Origin of the sequence: Ensifer sp. R-19, from assembly GCF_049905105.1 — a bacterium.
GTDB lineage: Bacteria > Pseudomonadota > Alphaproteobacteria > Rhizobiales > Rhizobiaceae > Ensifer.
In genome coordinates, this window is the sequence record NZ_CP184570.1 from 907,548 (window position 1) to 924,377 (window position 16,830).

Sequence of the window (16,830 nt, forward strand, 5' to 3'; positions counted from 1 at the left end):
TCCTTCTATCCTATAGGTTGTATTTCGTTTGCGATTCTTTTCGTCGCCTTTGCGACGGACGTGTGACGGAAGCAGGGCAATTTCGGGAAATCTCCTGCAACGTTTTAGGTCGGCAATTTTTGTCGACAAAACACGGGCGCAGCCACCGTCGAATCCTCGACCGTGCAAACTTTGTGAATTTTGCCGGCAGTTTACGTAATGTGCGCAAAGAATGGCGCCATTCGCCGCAATCTTCTTGCGAACCCCTAACTTCATGTAGACAGACTGTTTCCACCGCGCACTCGACCGGCATGGTGTGCAGTACGAAATAGACACGCACAGGTCGCAAATGCGACTCTTGCCCTCCTCCCCTCAAAGGCACCACCAGAAAGTGAAACCAGTTCACCGGAAAGGTGTTGCATCCAGTCCACAGTAAAATCGATTGAAGCGCGTTTCGACCTCTGGCAACCTGCCTTTTGCCCGGTTGTCAAACCACTTCGATGAACTATTGTGCGCCTGACTTCGGTGGGCGCGACCAATTCGCGCGCGCTGTCACGCCGCACGGAAATTCCGGCCATCGCTTGCCTGCGATGATGTTCATGCGGCGCTTCAAGCCGGATTGTTTTTGTGGCGCACCGGGAAGGCTGCGCCGAGCACCAAGGGAGAATACCGAATGGCATTGATCACATTGCGGCAACTGCTCGACCATGCGGCGGAGAACGATTACGCGCTGCCGGCGTTCAATGTGAACAATCTCGAATACATTCAGGCCGTTATGCGCGCCGCCGATGCCACCGACAGTCCGGTGATCCTTCAGGCAAGCCGCGGCGCCCGTTCCTATGCGGGTGATGCGTTCCTGCGCCACCTGATCCTGGGTGCTGCCGAGGAATACCCGCATATCCCCGTCTGTCTGCACCTCGACCACGGCGACCAGCCGTCGACCTGCATCTCGGCCATCACCAACGGCTTCACCTCCGTCATGATGGACGGCTCGCTCGAAAAGGACGGCAAGACCGTCGCCAGCTATGAATACAATGTCGCCGTCACCGCAGAGGTCGTGAAGATCGCGCATGCGGCCGGCGTTTCGGTCGAAGGCGAACTCGGCTGCCTCGGCAACCTCGAGACCGGTGCCGGAGACAAGGAAGACGGCCACGGCTTCGAAGGCAAGCTGTCGCGCGAGGAACTACTGACCGATCCGGACCAGGCGCTCGATTTCGTCACCAAGACCGGTGTCGATGCACTGGCCGTCGCCATCGGCACCAGCCACGGCGCCTACAAGTTCACCCGCGAGCCCGATGGCGACATCCTGTCGATCGAGACGATCGCCAAGATCAACAAGAAGCTGCCGAACACGCATCTGGTCATGCATGGCTCGTCGTCGGTGCCGAAGGATCTTCAGGATCTCTTCAACACCTATGGCGGCAAGATGAAGCCGACCTGGGGCGTTCCGGTCTCTGAAATCCAGAAGGCGATCCCGCTTGGCGTGCGCAAGGTCAACATCGACACCGACCTGCGCCTCGCGATGACCGGCACGATCCGCAAGAACTTCGCCGAAAACCCGGAGAATTTCGACCCGCGCAACTACCTGAAGCCGGCAACCGCGCTGATGACCGAGGTCTGCAAGGAGCGCTTCGAAGCCTTCCGCACGGCCGGCAAGGCATCGAAGATCCGCACGCTGCGCCTGCCGGAAATGGCAAAGCGCTACGCGGCAGCCTGATCCCGAGGACCCGCCCGCTTTCCGCTTACATCATTGAGACCACGGGAAGCGGGCGGCCTATTCCTATGAGAAACAAACCGGCGCGGCCCGTGATCATACGGCCGCGCGCCGATTTCGTTTCGGTCATCGAAGGCTGGGATCGGCCAAGCGAACCGGAGAGAACGGGGACAAGGCCCCCCTCAAGCCCGCCGCCTTTTCGCGGTTTCGTGCTCGTAAAGCTGATCCATGCTCAAGGCGGCCACGTCGGCGAAAGCTGTCTGACCTTTCACTTGGCCGCCGCCGAGAATGACGACCTCGTCGCAGAACGAGATCGTGCTGCGGTGATGGCTGATGACGATCGTCGTGCGGCGTCCCGCTCTCGACTTCAGCGTCTCGACGATGGCCGCTTCCGATAGCCCGTCGACCGCGTTGGTGGCTTCGTCCAGGATCAGGATATCCGGATCACGCACCAGGGCCCTGGCGAGCGCGACCCGCTGCCGCTGCCCGGCCGAAAGGCTGGCACCTCGATAGCCGACGACGGTTTGATAGCCCTGCGGCAAGCCTTCGATGAAGCCATGCGCTTCGGCCATCCTGGCCGCATGCTCCACTTCGGCTGCGGTGGTCGCCTCCCGGCCATAGGTGATGTTCTCCAGGATCGTTCCATCAACCAGTTCCAGGTCCTGGCTCGCGAGCGCGATCCGGCTTCGCCATTGCACCGGGTCGATCCGGTTCAGCGGGACATCGTCGACGAGAATGTTTCCCTCATCCGGCTCGACGAAGCGGCATAGCAGATTGACGATCGTCGTCTTGCCGGCACCGGACCGGCCAATAAGCGCCGTCGAACGGCCGCCTGGGATTTCGAACGCCGCCGACTGCAGCACGACGTCTCGGGAACCCGAGCTCGGATAGCGGAAAGTGACGTCATCAAATCTGAGCCGCTGCCGCAGCCCGCTGAAAGGCTCCCTCCCCTCCGGCGGCCGCGGCTTGCCGGACGAGTCCAACAACCAATGCACCTCCTCCAGCGATCCGCTCCAGCCCTGGATCTGGCTCCAGGACAATTGCAAGGCACGCACATGCGGCTGCAAACGATAGAGCAGAACCACGAAGGCAACGATCACAGGAAAACTGATGCCGGCAGACCAGGCACTGACGACCACTCCAAGGAAGAGAGCGGAGTGGAGCGTCTCGGTCAGCGGTGGCAGCATGCCCTGGCGGGCCTGTAGTGCGAAGGCGGCGCGCCTGACCGAATCCGACGCCCCATCGAACGCGGCCTTCTCCCGCGCCTCCTGCCCGAATATCCGGATCAGGCGGCCGGCGTGGACCAGGTGGAGCATGCGTGCCGCCAGCTCGCCGTTGAAGGAGGTGACATCGCGGCTCGGCCCCGTGAGGGTTGCAGACAGGACGTAGTGTACGAGCTGCACGAGAACGAGGCCGAGCGCCACGAACAACGTCATCTGCCAGGACAACAGCAGCAGGAACGCGAGCAGGATGACGGCGGCCGCGCCATTCACAAGGGCAGCAAGTACGGTTTGTATCGCGTCGGATGCTCGCCAGGACTCGTTCGAAATGATGTTGAGCAAGCGCCCGGGATTCTCCTTCATGAAGAACGGGTAGCCGATGCGCAGCAACTGACCCGACAGTGCGCTTCGGATCGCGTGGCCAGCCTTGCCGTAGATGAAGGTTGCAAGCACCGTGTTGGCAAAAGCCAGGACGTTCTTGAGACAGATCAGCCCAAAGGCAGCAGCGGCGATGACGATCAGCCTTTCGCGATCGTCCAGTCCCGATCCGACCTGCTGGAAAAGAGAGGAGACGCCGCTCAGTGCCGCCGGATCCTGGTCGCCGGCAATAATGCCCAGCATGGGAATGATGAGGCCGATACCGACGCCCTCCAGTGCCGCGCTGCAGAGGCCGAGGACCACCACGAGCGGAAGCAGACGCATCTGGCCATCCAGTGCATTGCGCAACAGCTGCAGGCTCGGCAAGAGAATTCTGAACATCGCGGCCGTCCTCAGCGCTGGAGTTGCTCTCGGGCCCGTTGTTCGACCGGGCCCGTTGTCCGCTCGGCGACGGACAGGCTCATGAACTTGAGAGCGCCGAGCAGGTTCATGAAAACGATTGGCCAATGCGACAGGTGCAGGACGGGGTCGAACCGGGGGCCGCCGAAGACTTCCCTGATAGCCGACCGGACGGTCCAACAGAAATGCCGCAGCAACCATGGTGTCGTGCGGATATGCTTCATGCAAAGCGCGCCGTTGCCGAAACTGTAGTTGCGGTGAAGCCTCTCGATTGCCAGGCGGGTGCGTCGGCCGTGGTGATGGAAGACGAGCATGTCGGGGACATATTCGATCGGGATACCGAGCCTGTAGGCGCGCAGCAGATAGTCGGTGTCTTCGGCCGACTGCAGGGAGGTGCCGGCGCCGAAGCGTTCGTCGAATGCCCCGACACGCAGCGCAACCTCGCGATGCATCGTCATGTTGCAGCCCAAGACGAAGCCACCCGGATGAATGTCACACGTCAACCGCTCACGCGCGTTCGATCGTTTGATCGTGAAGGGCAGGTCTCTGGCATCTCCGAGTTCCACGCGGCCGCCGCGAATGATTCCGCTTTCGCCGCTTGCGTAGTGGCGCTCCAGGTCAGCCAGATAGTTCGTGTCGATTTCACAATCGTCGTCGATGAAAACCAGAATGCCGCCACGCGCGCGTGCCATGGCCGTGTTGCGCGCGGCAGCGAGGCCCGGTCGGGTATCGATGAGGTGCGTGATTGCCAGCGGGGAAGCGGAAACCATCCGGGCAATGCGTTCAGGCGTGTCATCGGTCGAACCGTTGTCAACAACGATCAACTCGCACCGGCCGGCAGCATGGGTGCCACAAACTGTCTCGATCGATCGAATGCAGGTCTCGAGCGCCGCCGCACGATTGCGCGTGCAGACGATAAAGCTTGCGAAAAGCGCGTTGCGTGCGGGGGGCGACGGCGGCCGTGGCGTCTCCACCATGTCGCTGCGTTCCGCCGCTGTCCACTTCAGGCCCTCGACGGTCATGCTAGCGCATCCCTTGCTGCGGAAGGACGCTCGTCGCAGGCACGGATTGCAGATACCGCGACACAGCATCCAGCCGGCTTGAAGCAGCCAACGTCATGCGGCTGCACCATGGCACTCGAGCGCCGGCGATTAGGCCATATCGTTCCCGGCGACGGATGAGCCCCCATTTTCTCGTCTGCGTCAAAAACTCGTGGGTGAGTTCCGGCCGCCGCTCGTCGCTGACGAGCTGATAGAGAAAATAGAAGAAATTCAGCGCGCCCGCCTCGTATCCGGCGCGGGTTTCCGCAGGAAGCGCCGAGACCCTGGCCTCAAGCGAGAGAATACACGCAGCGGCACGCCCTATCGTTTCCGACGTCACTGCGAGGCCGATATCATTCAAGGCAGAGGGACCGTCGCAAAGCTCTTCGCGTTCGAGATTTTCGCCGACGATCTGCAAATGCGTGCGGCGCATCTGGCGCTTATGCGTGTTCGTAACGCTGTTGCCGTGAATGCGGTAAGCGATCAGCGCCTCGTCGATCATCACGGCCGGAAAACGCTCGGCAACCCTTCGGAAGAGATCGAAATCCTCCGCATGCACGTAATGCGCATCATAGGTCAGCATATCCTGCGGGATGACGCGCCTGTTGAAGACGACGGTCGAGTGGATGAAGATCGTGAAGAACTTCGACAGCGCCCGCAGGCTCGCCGGCTGATAGATCGGGTTGGGCGTGCCGCGGATGATACGGTCGCCAAGCAGCGTGTCGATACCCGAGCCGCACAGCGCAAGCTCCGGCTGCCGCTGGAACAGCGACACCTGGCGTGACAGTCGCGAGGGATAGGAAATATCGTCCGCGTCCATTCTGGCAATGAGGTCGCCCTTCGCCAGCGTGAGGCCTTCGTTCAAGGTCGCGATCAGACCGCGATTTTCGCGCGAGACGATGGTGATGCGGTCGTCCGCCTGCTGATAGCGTCGCATGATTTCCAGCGAACGATCGCGCGAACCGTCGTCGATAGCGATGATCTCCAGCCGTCGATAATCCTGCTTCAGAATGCTCTCAAGCGCCGCAGCCAGATAGGGCTCGGCGTTGTAGACGGGCAGCAGGACGGAAACCAACGGAACGGTCATGGGCATTCTCGAACGTTATTGCAGATCTGAAGCATGGATCGCATTTTCCCTGCCAGCGGCGTCCGTGCGATAGGTCGGCTGCGGCCGCTCACCCTTTTTCCCCTGCAGCCAGTTGACAGAGCTTCCGGCATTTGGGGCCGATCTACTCCGCCGGCCGCCCGCGCGAAGGTAGGGGAAGTACCGTTTCAGGGCGTTGAGCGGTTTCTCGAAGGCGAGCCAGGAGACGGCCGCGACGACCAAAGTGGCGGAACCGGCAACGAGCAACCGCCCGAAGCCCTGTTCGGAAACATTGACCGGTATCCACGCCTGCGCCTTGACGACCAGCGCCAACACGACCGGATGAAACAGGTAGACGCCATAACTGACGCGCCCGAGCGCCGTCAGCGGCGGGAGTTCGAGCAGCCTGCCGAAATCGTTGCGGAACCCGGCGGAGGCGCTGCCCACCAACATTGCAAGCGGAACCAGGGGCGAAACTTCAAGGCCGATCCACACCAGCCAATCGGGCACCGGCCCCATTGCAGTCGAGCGCGCCCAAAGGAGGACGAGCGACAGGATGGAAAGCGGCAGCCAGCTGGCCGCCATCCATCGCGGCCAGGCTGTGACATGCGATCGGTGGACGGCCAGGAGGGCACCCGCCGCCAGCGCATCCATCGAGGCCGGCGGCAGCAGATCGCGCGCGAGCGAGGGGGCGCCTGTCAGCGGCCAATAGAAGCGGTAGGCCAGCGAACAGGCAATCACACCGACACAAAGCCGCCCGAGCAGACGGCGCGGCGTCAGCAGAACGAGAAGCGGCCAGACGATATAGAACTGCTCTTCTATGCTGAGACTCCAGGTGTGGCAGAGCACCCACGGTGTCCACGCGTCCTTGACCGCGTACCAGAAGTTCGAGAGGTAAAGCGCGTGCCAGACCCAGCCTTCCCTGGCGCCCTCCAGGTTGAACAGCCACAGGACGCCCAGCATGCCGAAATAGGGTGGGAAGATACGCAAGGCGCGACGCGCGTAGAAGGATCTGAGAGCCGTCGCCGGTTCGAACTGAGCGGCGGAACGGGCGTCGAGCAATAGCCGCGTGATCAGAAAGCCGCTGAGAATGAAGAACAGCCGCACACCGATGTGTCCCCAATGGGAATCGTCCGCGGCAAAAAAATGCGCGTACAGAACCATGGAAACGGCAGCGGCCCGCAACCCGTCCAACTGACGGTCGCGCGTATTCAACATTGAACATCCCCTCGGAGTTCCGACCCTTGCGGGCCCTGTTCCTTGTGGAGCCAACTCTCTGGTCAGCTACGATTTTTGCCGCGAGGTTGCCATTTGCTTCAAGAGAAGCGTGAAAGGTCTGATCGGTCGCACGACGCATTGAAGGCGGCCCCTAAAACTCTAGGGTCGAATAGGGCCAAACTTTGACCGCTGGAATGGCGGCAGCGCGCCGAGCTCGCCTGCGGGCGGTCGACCGTGACGACCGAGGCGCCGGTCACTACCGCCGGGCCGAGGCCGCAAGCCCTTGTATTGTTTCAGAAACGATAGCGCCTCAAGTCGGCCGGGGCTTAGAATGTCGGTGGCGTATTGACCCAAAGAAGGACGGTTTCACCGTCGTGCCGGTTCGTCCAGGCATGGCGCCTCTTGCTCTCGAAATAGAGCGAGTCGCCGACGCCGAGGTCGTAGAACTGGTCGCTGTCGAGGATGAACTCAACCCGGCCCGAGAGAACATAGACGAACTCCTCGCCCTCGTGCCGGTAGGCGCCCTCGCTGGAAGCCCCCGGTTCCAGCACGAAGCGGTGGCAATCCATCTGGTTGCGGCCGTCGGCCAGCAGTTGCACGGTGACGCCGGGCGTCGTGCGCGGCCAGGTCCGCCATTCGCCGGCTCGCACCACGGCCCGCGCATCCGCTTCCTCCTCGCCGGAGAGGCTGGAAACGGTGGTTCCGAAGTATTCCGCGATGTTGTGCAGGACGGCCACCGAGACACCCTGCGAGGTGCGTTCCAGCGTCGAGAGCACCGATGCGGCGATGCCGATGTCGCCGGCAACCTGCTCGAGCGTCTTTCCTGCCGCGTGCCGCAAGCTTCTGAGCTTGCGGCCGACCTGATTGTCGCCGCCCTCGCCCGCGCTCGAAACAGCGTCGTCCCCGGCACCTTCCGCCTCAAGCGCCTCGCGGATCGCGGCCGGGTTCAGCCCACGTTCGACGCGGAACCAGGCGATGCGCTTCAGCCGGGCAAGATCGCCCTCCGTATATTGCCGATGTCCCGTCGGCGAGCGCTCGGGCACGACCAACCCTTGCGTCTCCCATAACCTCAGAGTCGAAGCGGAGACCCCCGCCAGACGCGCCGCCTCGGCAACCTTGTAGCGCACAGCGCCCATTCCAACTTCCCTTTACCGCCCGCCGGCGCTGCACGAATCCGTGCAGTTCAGACGTGTCCGCAACCTTACCCGTCACGATTGAGATCTGACAAGGACGCCGCATCAGCGCCCGTGTTGTCTCGATCACCAAATTTGATTTGCAATCGACTGTGAAAGGTGTACCACTTCCAGAATAAACTTGCAGAAAAAATGCAATATATTAGCTCCAGACGTGACAGGAACGCGCCATGACCAGCCTCACCGACCGCAAGAACGCCGCCATCTCCCGCGGCGTCGGCATGACCACCCAGATCTACGCCGATCGCGCGGAAAACTCGGAGATCTGGGACAAGGAAGGCAATCGCTACATCGACTTCGCCTCCGGCATTGCGGTCGTCAACACGGGCCATCGTCACCCCAAGGTCATTGAGGCGGTCAAGGCGCAGATCGATCGCTTCACCCATACCTGCCATCAGGTCGTGCCTTACGAATCCTACGTGCACCTCGCCGAGCGCCTGAACGCGCTGACGCCCGGTAACTTCGCCAAGAAGACGATCTTCGTCACCACCGGTGCCGAAGCTGTCGAAAATGCCGTCAAGATCGCGCGCGCCTCGACCGGTCGCCAGGCGGTCATCGCCTTTTCCGGCGGCTTCCATGGCCGCACCTTCATGGGCATGGCACTGACCGGCAAGGTCGTTCCCTATAAGGTCGGCTTCGGCGCGATGCCGGGCGACGTCTTCCACGCCCCCTTCCCGATCGAACTGCACGGCATTACTACCGAACAGTCGCTCGCAGCACTCAAGAAGCTCTTTGCCGCCGATGTCGATCCGGGCCGTGTCGCCGCGATCATCCTGGAGCCGGTGCAGGGCGAAGGTGGTTTCTACCCCGCGCCCGCCGCTTTCATGAAGGCGCTGCGCGAAATCTGCGACCAGCATGGCATCCTTCTGATCGCCGACGAGGTCCAGACCGGCTTTGCCCGCACCGGCAAGATGTTCGCCATGGACCATCACGACGTTGCGCCTGACCTCATCACCATGGCCAAGAGCCTTGCCGGCGGCTTCCCGCTCGCCGCCGTCACCGGCCGCGCCGAAGTCATGGATGCGCCGGCCCCCGGCGGCCTTGGCGGCACCTATGGCGGCAACCCGCTAGGTATCGCCGCCGCCCATGCGGTGCTCGATGTCATCGCCGAAGAGAAGCTGTGCGAACGCGCCGAGCAGCTCGGCGGCCGGCTCAAGCAGCGCCTTGCCGCCATCCGCGAACAGGCACCCGAGATCGTCGACATCCGCGGCCCCGGCTTCATGAATGCCGTCGAGTTCAACGACGTGAAGACCAACCTGCCGAGCGCCGACTTCGCCAACAAGGTTCGCCTGATCGCGCTGGAAAAGGGACTGATCCTCTTGACCTGCGGCGTGCATGGCAACGTCATTCGCTTCCTGGCGCCGATCACCATCCAGGACGAAGTCTTCGCCGAAGCGCTCGACATTCTCGAAGCGTCGATCCTCGCGGCGCGTGGTTGACGCCCGACCAGGCGACCGCTAACGCGGTTGCCCGGTGCATAATTCCTCAAATCGGGATCGACTTGAGGACAAAATTATGCAGCAATTCAAAGTGCTACAGCGACTTAGCGCGTCTATTCAGACGCGTGAAGCTCGGGTGCCGACGTCGATCGGCACCCGCAATAACAAGCAAAAGCGGGTCTGCCGCCTCCCGGCGGACCATCGCCGGAGGATGCCCGCCAATGACCTTGACCCCCGCCTTGACCAAGCACCTGCGCGCCGCCGAACTGTTCGCGCCGCTACACAACATTGCACATGCCGCCGCAGGCTGGACCGGCGCAACCTTCGACGTTTTCAACCCCTCGACCGGTGAGCTGCTGGCGACCCTTCCGGACATGGGGATCGAAGAGGCGCATGGGGCGATCGAAGCCGCGGCAGAGGCCCAGGTTCTCTGGGCGGCAAAACCCGCCAAGGACAGAAGCGCGGTGCTCCGGCGCTGGCATGACCTGATCGTGGAACATGCCGACGATCTCGCCGCGATCCTGACCGCCGAGATGGGCAAGCCGATTGCGGAATCGAAGGGCGAGGTGCTGCACGCCGCGGCCTATGTCGAATGGTACGCGGAAGAGGCGAAGCGCATCTATGGCGAGACCTTCCCGGCACCGGCCAACGACCGCCGCATGCTTGTCATCAAGCAACCGGTCGGCGTCGTCGGCACCATCACGCCGTGGAACTTCCCGGCTTCGATGGTCGCCCGCAAGATCTCGCCGGCCCTTGCCGCCGGCTGCACCATCGTCTTGAAGCCCGCCGAGCAGACCCCGCTCGTTGCCGGCGCCATGTTCGTGCTCGCCGAAAAGGCCGGTTTCCCTACGGGCGTCGTCAACCTGCTCTATGCCTCGGAAGGTGCCGCGATCGGCCGCGAGCTCTGCAGCAACCCGAAGGTGCGCAAGATCAGCTTCACAGGCTCGACCGAGGTCGGGCGGCTTTTGATGCGGCAATGCTCCGACCAGATCAAGAAGGTCAGCCTGGAGCTTGGCGGCAACGCCCCTTTCATCGTCTTCGACGACGCCGACATCGACGAGGCTGTGGACGGCGCCATCCAGGCGAAATTCCGCAATGCCGGCCAGACCTGCGTCTCGGCCAACCGCATCTATGTGCAGTCCGGCGTGCATGACGCCTTTGCCGAGAAATTTGTCAGCCGAGTTGCCGAGCTCACCGTCGGCGACGGCTTCACCCCGGGCATCACCATCGGCCCGATGATCGACAAGCATGCGATCGAGAAGATCGAGGCCCATGTCACCGACGCCGTTTCCAAGGGTGCCAAGGTGCGCGCTGGCGGCCACAGAATCGGCGCGTCAGGCACCTTCTTCGAGCCGACCGTCCTGACCGGCATCTCGACCGACATGCGGGTCGCGCAGGAAGAAACCTTCGGCCCGATCGCTCCGATCATCCGCTTCGAGACGGCCGAGCAGGTGATCGCCGAAGCCAACGACACGATCTATGGGCTTGCCGCCTATTTCTACGCCGAGAACCTGAAGCGTGTCTGGCATGTGGCCGAGGCTCTGGAATACGGCATGGTCGGCATCAACACCGGCCGCATGTCCTCGGAAGCCGCTCCCTTCGGCGGTATCAAGCAATCGGGCATCGGCCGCGAAGGCTCCCGCCACGGGCTCGAAGACTATCTCGAGATGAAATATCTCTGCATGGGCAACATCTGACCCGTGCAGGCACCGGCCGGCCAGCCAGCAGCTAGTCGATGATGTGGTAGCCACCGTCGACATAGAGCACTTGGCCCGTTATCAGCCGGGCGGCGTCATGCGCCAGAAAGGCCGTCGCAACGCCGACATCGTCGATATCGACGAGTTCGCGCGACGGCGACTTGACCTTCGTTTTTTCGAGCAGCGCGTCGAATTCCGGGATACCGGAAGCGGCGCGCGTCGCAAGCGCCCCCGGCGAGATCGCGTGGACGCGGATGCCCTTGGGGCCGAGCTCGGCTGCCAGATAGCGGACCGCACTTTCAAGCGCCGCCTTGGCCACACCCATGATGTTGTAGTTTTCTACCACCACCTGTGAGCCGTGATAGGTCATGGTAAAGAGCGTGCCGCCATTCTTCATCAGCGGCTCGGCCAGATGCGCCATGCGGATGAATGACCAGCAGGAGATGTCCATGGTCTTGAGGAACCCCTCGCGCGGCACGTCGACCACGCGGCCGCCGAGCGTATCCTTCGGCGAAAAGGCGATCGAGTGCACGAGGAAATCGAGCTCCCCCCAGGTCTTGTCGATCTCCTCGAACACGGCTTCCATCTGGCCCGGAACGGCCACGTCGAGCGGCAAGAACAGCGGCGCTTCGATTTCACGCGCCAACGGTTCCACATAGGGCTTTGCCTTGTCGTTCAGATAGGTGACGGCCACTTCCGCCCCGAAGGCGCGAAAGGCGCGGGCGCAGCCCCAGGCGATCGACCGATCGTTGGCAATGCCAACGATCAGACCTTTGCGGCCATCCAGAAGTTTGGCCTTGGCGACAGGAATGGACATGGATTGTCTCCGATGGATCAGGCTGCACGAGTTCGAAGGAGCGCCAGCGTGTGGCGCGCGATCATCAGTTCCTCGTCGGTTGGGATGACGTAGAGCGCGACGCGGCTTGAAGGCGTGGAGATCAGCGTGGCACCCGCCTCGTTCGCGGCCGGATCGAGTTCCGCGCCGAGCCAGGTGAGGTTGTCCGCGATGCGGGCACGGATCTGAGCGGAGTTCTCGCCGACGCCCGCCGTGAAGACGAAAGCGTCGATGCCGCCGAGCGCGGCCGCAAGCATCCCGGCATTGAGCCCGCTGCGATAGAGGAAGTGATCGATCGCGAGTTTGGCATGCGGGTCCTCGCTTGCGAGAAGATCGCGCATATCGTTCGACACACCGGAGAGCCCCTTCAGACCTGCCTCATGATAGAGCAGATCCGAAACGGCCTGGGCACTCATGCCGCGCTGGAGGATCAGGTAAAGCACGACGCCCGGATCGAGCTGGCCAGGCCGCGTTCCCATCGGCAAGCCGTCGAGCGCGGTGAAGCCCATGGTGCTCTCGATGCTGTGGCCGTTGTTGAGGGCGCACATCGAGGCGCCACTGCCGAGATGCGCAACGATGACACGGCCACCCGCCACCTCCGGCGCCACGTCGCGCAGGCGCTCCGAAATGTATTCGTAGGAGAGGCCGTGAAAGCCATAGCGCCGAACGCCTTCGTCATAGAAGCTGCGCGGCATGGCGTAGCAGTTCACCTCTTTCGGGTGGCCGTGATGGAAGGCGGTATCGAAACAGGCGACCTGCGGCACATCCGGATTGATCGCCATGGCCTGGCGGATCGGCGCGAGGTTGTTGGGCTGGTGCAGCGGCGCGAGATCTTGGTAACTCGCCAGACGATCCAGCACTGTCGCGTCGATGAGCACCGGCTCGGCATAGTCGGGCCCGCCATGCACCACCCGGTGGCCAACCGCACGCAGGGTGAAGCCCTGAAGGGTCAACAGCCAGTCCCGCGCCGCCGCGATGGCCGCCGGCAAATCGGAGACGACGTCGGCTTCGTAGTTTCGATCGATCAGCACAGTTCCGTCGGCCGCCTTCGCCTGAAGGCGCGGACGCGTGCCGATGCCCCCGATCTGCCCCTTCACCCGGCGTTCTAGACCGGCATCCGTGATCCCGAAAACCTGAAACTTCAGGCTGGACGATCCGGCGTTGACGACGAGGAGCGCGTCCATGGCTACACCGCCGCGACTTGCGTCGCCCGCCGCCGCGCCGCGTAGAGCGAGGCCACGGCACAGGAGGCAAGACGCGTGCGCACGGAGTCCGCCCGCGACGTCAGCACGATCGGCACGCGGGCGCCAAGGACGATGCCGGCGGCGTCGGCATGGGACAGGAAGGTGAGATTCTTCGCCAGCATATTGCCGGCCTCAAGATCGGGTACCACCAGGATCTGCGCCCGGCCGGCAACGGGAGACTTTATGCCCTTGATATGTGCTGCCTCCGGGTCGATCGCATTGTCGAAGGCAAGCGGGCCTTCGAGCAGGCCGCCGGTGATCTGGCCGCGCTCGGCCATCTTGCAAAGTGCTGCCGCCTCGATCGTCGATGGGATCTTCGTCGTCACGGTCTCGACAGCCGAAAGAATGGCGACGCGCGGCTCGCCAAGACCGATCGTGACCCAAAGATCGATGGCGTTCTGCACGATGTCGCGCTTGGCCTCGAGATCCGGGAAGATGTTGATGGCAGCATCGGTGATGAACAGCGTCTCGGCATGGCCCGGCACATCCATGATGAAGACATGGCTGATCCGCCGATCGGTCCTGAGTCCCGTTGCGGAGGCAGCAACCTCGCGCATCAGCTCGTCCGTATGCAGGCTGCCCTTCATCAGCAGTTCGCCGAGGCCCTCGCGGATCATCGCCACCGCTTTCGCCGCCGCCGCATGGCTGTGCGGCACGTCGACGATCTCGTAGCTACCGAGGTCGAGCCGGTGTTCGGCAGCGACGCTGCGGATCTTCGCTTCCGGGCCGACGAGCACGGGCTTGATCAGTCCCGTCTCGGCCGCCTCAAGTGCGCCACGCAGCGAGGTTTCGTCGCAAGGGTGCGCGACGATGGTGACCGCCGGCGTTTCGTCTCGCGCGGTGGCAATCAGCAGATCGTATTTGGACTGCTCAAGCGGCAGTGCGGTTGCCTCGGACATGTCGAAGCTCCTTCTCGATCAGGATGCGGCACGATTGCGGACGGCCTTGCCAGCATTAATCGCCACCGGAGGCTCGCTGTCCAGCCGGAACATCGCCGCCACCCGTTGCAGCCGCTCGGCCGCAAGACCCGTCAGCGCGCCGGAGGCATCGAGGACCTCGCGAAGAGCAGTGAAGGCGGTGCGACGCTCCTCGATCGCTTCGGGCAGCAGATTTGGAAGCGCCGCAAGGGCAGCATCCTCGTCGATCAGCAGCATGAAATACTGCTCCCGAAGCACTGCTTTGAATGTGGCGAGATCCAGTTGCTTGGCATCCGGGTGAGCGCGTCGAAGTCGCCGAACCGCCTCAAAGCCGCGTTCGTCGGCACCGCCTCGCGCCATGCCGACGAAGATCAGCGCTCGGGCGAGACCTTCGCAAGTGCCACCCTCCGCCATCCTGGCCCTAAGGTCTGCGATCCGCGCGTCAACAAGTTCCTGATGCAGCAGGCTCTTTGCTGCCTTGCGCGGAGCATGGGCGGCATCCACACCGAGTGCCGCCTGAAGAGCCGGGGCGCCGTAAACTGTGTGGAAGGTTTGCTCGGACACGTACTCCGTCATCCGTCGCCAGGCATCCAGGCCGTCCACCACCTGCTGCGACAGCGCCTCCTGCCACGCAATGAACGGATTGTTTAAAGCCGCAGGTTCGCGGTTTTGTCGCACTTGTTCTGCAAGAGCCGCCGTCCAGGCCATGAAGGGATTGTCCGGGCCGAACAGTGCATACTGCAGGCGCAGGGGATGCATGCTGCGCATGGCTTCGGCCACAGGCGGAGTCACCGCCGCCTTCACCGCCGGCTGCAGATAGGTGCGGTAGAGCGCCAGATTGACTTCCGACAGTTTCGCCGCGGCAGCGAAACGCCGCTCATCCTCGATATCGTTGCCGCCAAGCGCACGGATGTCCTCCAACGTCCGCGCCTCACAACGCATCAGCCATTCACCAGAGAGAAGTTCGCGTCCCTCGTCCACACCGGCTGCCGGCGTCAGCACGGCCTCATACAGGCCGGGCGGCAACACGTCGATCAGGTCGATGTTGGACGCGAATTCGTCATGCTCCTTCCGCGCGACCCCGGCGGACACGAAGATGCCGAGATGTCCGACGGTCTCGTGGATGGTATAGACGATCGTTTGGCCGTAGGCGCGGATCTCGTCGACGCTGTCGTAAAGATCGAGGATCCAGTCGAGCGCCTGCTGCGGCGGGGTGATGTTATCCCCTTTCGAGCAGAATACGACGATCGGCGAACGGATGTTGCGCAGATCGATCGCCGTGCCATCGGACGTTCGGATTTCGCCGGCCGCAAGCTTGTTGCCGACGAACAGCTCATCGACGATGAACTGCATTTCCTCGGCATTCAGCGTCACGTGCCCGCCCCACCAGCGCTCGAAGCCGAGGTAGCGGGCGGCCTCCGTGTCGATCTTCGAATAGAGATTGTATTGTTTGGTCCAAAGCGTGTTGGCCGGGTTCTGGTTCTCGAAATTCTGAACCAGCCAGGCGCCGTCGAAGACGCCGGCGCCTAGATCGCCGGTCAGCGCCGTCAGCCAGCTGCCGCCGAGGAGCCCGCCGGAATAGCGCATCGGGTTTTGCCCTTTGACGCCGGCCCAGTAGGAAAGCGGTGCTCCAGCAATGATAATCGGACCAAAGAGTTCCGGCCTGAGCGCAGCAACGATCATCACGGCCCAGCCCGCCTGGCAATTGCCGATCACGCAGGGCTTGCCGTCAGCATCCGGATGGCGAGCGATGACGGTTTCGAGGAACATGGCCTCGGCAAGAGCAATATCCTCGATCGTCTGCCCGGGGACCGGATCAGGAAGGAAGCCGATGAAATAGCAGGGATGGCCGGCCTTCATCGCCACGCCGATCTCGCTGTCTGCCTTGAAACCACCGATGCCAGGCCCGTGACCCGCACGGGGATCGACAACGACGAAGGGGCGCTTCGACGGATCGATCGCGACCCCGTCGGGAGGAACGATGCTCACCAGTGCATAGTTCACCGGCCGCGCGAGTGTGCGTCCGTCGCGGACAAGCTGAGCCTCGAACTCCAGCACGTTCGGAGCGGTCTGCGTCCGGTGCTCCTCATATTGCGCACCGCGCTGCCGCATCACGTCAAGAAAAAGGACCGAGCGCTGCCAGGCATCGAGCGAATAGGAATAGGCATCGGCGAATGTCGGTATTGTCGGTATTGTCGGTATTGTCGGGATGGTGGAATGCTTGGGCATAATGTCCACTCCTCGGTGCGATTGAAGGCCGGCCCCGCTGCTTGAAGCCTATAGAACAATGCAATTCGTCTCGCATTGACTTTAGTCAAAGAGACGGGTGGCAGAGCCGCGGTATGAACTCGACATAGGTGACCCAAGAACGTCTGCTCAGGTCGCAGGAGCATAACAGTGGAGTGTTACGGCGATTTGTCGTCGTAGCGAACCGTCGCCTTGGACCCCGTGGAAGGAGCATACGTGGGCCAGT

Annotated in this window: 12 protein-coding genes; 3 read left to right on the forward strand and 9 right to left on the reverse strand. The window is 62.7% G+C overall.

Translation table 11 applies throughout. The annotated features are described in order from the left end of the window. Nucleotides 1-652 precede the first annotated feature (652 nt). On the forward strand, nt 653-1,696 hold the full coding sequence (gene fba, locus ACN9MO_RS23480) for a class II fructose-bisphosphate aldolase (protein WP_057248781.1): 1,044 nt from the start codon (nt 653-655) through the stop codon (nt 1,694-1,696). Between the two features lie 179 nt (nt 1,697-1,875). Here fba and ACN9MO_RS23485 read toward each other — a convergent pair whose 3' ends face one another. From ACN9MO_RS23485 to ACN9MO_RS23505, 5 genes are all read right to left on the reverse strand, one after another. After that, nucleotides 1,876-3,672 (reverse strand): ABC transporter ATP-binding protein, encoded by a 1,797-nt coding sequence (locus tag ACN9MO_RS23485; RefSeq protein WP_112996985.1) that lies wholly within the window; start codon nt 3,670-3,672, stop codon nt 1,876-1,878. Between the two features lie 11 nt (nt 3,673-3,683). Further along, the gene (locus ACN9MO_RS23490; protein ID WP_057248782.1) at nt 3,684-4,667 is read right to left on the reverse strand and encodes a glycosyltransferase family 2 protein; all 984 of its coding nucleotides are present in this window, start codon (nt 4,665-4,667) and stop codon (nt 3,684-3,686) included. A 46-nt stretch (nt 4,668-4,713) separates the two neighbouring features. Then, nucleotides 4,714-5,817: a glycosyltransferase family 2 protein gene (locus ACN9MO_RS23495; RefSeq protein WP_057248534.1), complete on the reverse strand. Its 1,104-nt coding sequence runs from the start codon at nt 5,815-5,817 to the stop codon at nt 4,714-4,716. A gap of 15 nt (nt 5,818-5,832) precedes the next feature. Next, nucleotides 5,833-7,032 carry an acyltransferase family protein gene (locus ACN9MO_RS23500; protein WP_113132644.1) on the reverse strand — a complete coding sequence of 400 codons (1,200 nt, stop codon included), beginning with the start codon at nt 7,030-7,032 and terminating at the stop codon, nt 5,833-5,835. Between the two features lie 326 nt (nt 7,033-7,358). Beyond that, entirely contained in the window at nt 7,359-8,168 is an 810-nt protein-coding gene (locus tag ACN9MO_RS23505; protein ID WP_057248536.1) for a MerR family transcriptional regulator, read from the reverse strand. Between the two features lie 227 nt (nt 8,169-8,395). Between ACN9MO_RS23505 and ACN9MO_RS23510 the strand changes: the two genes are divergently transcribed. Both ACN9MO_RS23510 and ACN9MO_RS23515 read left to right on the forward strand, forming a co-directional pair. After that, nucleotides 8,396-9,664 carry a 4-aminobutyrate--2-oxoglutarate transaminase gene (locus ACN9MO_RS23510; RefSeq protein WP_057248537.1) on the forward strand — a complete coding sequence of 423 codons (1,269 nt, stop codon included), beginning with the start codon at nt 8,396-8,398 and terminating at the stop codon, nt 9,662-9,664. Nucleotides 9,665-9,885: 221 nt separating this feature from the next. Next, on the forward strand, nt 9,886-11,361 hold the full coding sequence (locus ACN9MO_RS23515) for an NAD-dependent succinate-semialdehyde dehydrogenase (RefSeq protein WP_113132645.1): 1,476 nt from the start codon (nt 9,886-9,888) through the stop codon (nt 11,359-11,361). A 31-nt stretch (nt 11,362-11,392) separates the two neighbouring features. On the opposite strand, the gene fabI is transcribed toward ACN9MO_RS23515, so the two are convergent. The 4 genes from fabI to ACN9MO_RS23535 are packed head-to-tail and all read right to left on the reverse strand — an operon-like array spanning nt 11,393 to nt 16,586. Further along, nucleotides 11,393-12,178 (reverse strand): enoyl-ACP reductase FabI, encoded by a 786-nt coding sequence (gene fabI, locus ACN9MO_RS23520; RefSeq protein WP_113132646.1) that lies wholly within the window; start codon nt 12,176-12,178, stop codon nt 11,393-11,395. A gap of 17 nt (nt 12,179-12,195) precedes the next feature. Then, nucleotides 12,196-13,380 carry an acetate/propionate family kinase gene (locus ACN9MO_RS23525; protein WP_057248540.1) on the reverse strand — a complete coding sequence of 395 codons (1,185 nt, stop codon included), beginning with the start codon at nt 13,378-13,380 and terminating at the stop codon, nt 12,196-12,198. 2 nt (nt 13,381-13,382) lie between these two features. Next, nucleotides 13,383-14,339, reverse strand: coding sequence for a phosphate acetyltransferase (locus ACN9MO_RS23530; RefSeq protein WP_112996981.1), 957 nt, complete (start codon nt 14,337-14,339; stop codon nt 13,383-13,385). A gap of 18 nt (nt 14,340-14,357) precedes the next feature. Beyond that, on the reverse strand, nt 14,358-16,586 hold the full coding sequence (locus ACN9MO_RS23535) for a DUF3141 domain-containing protein (protein ID WP_162733618.1): 2,229 nt from the start codon (nt 16,584-16,586) through the stop codon (nt 14,358-14,360). Nucleotides 16,587-16,830 lie beyond the last annotated feature (244 nt).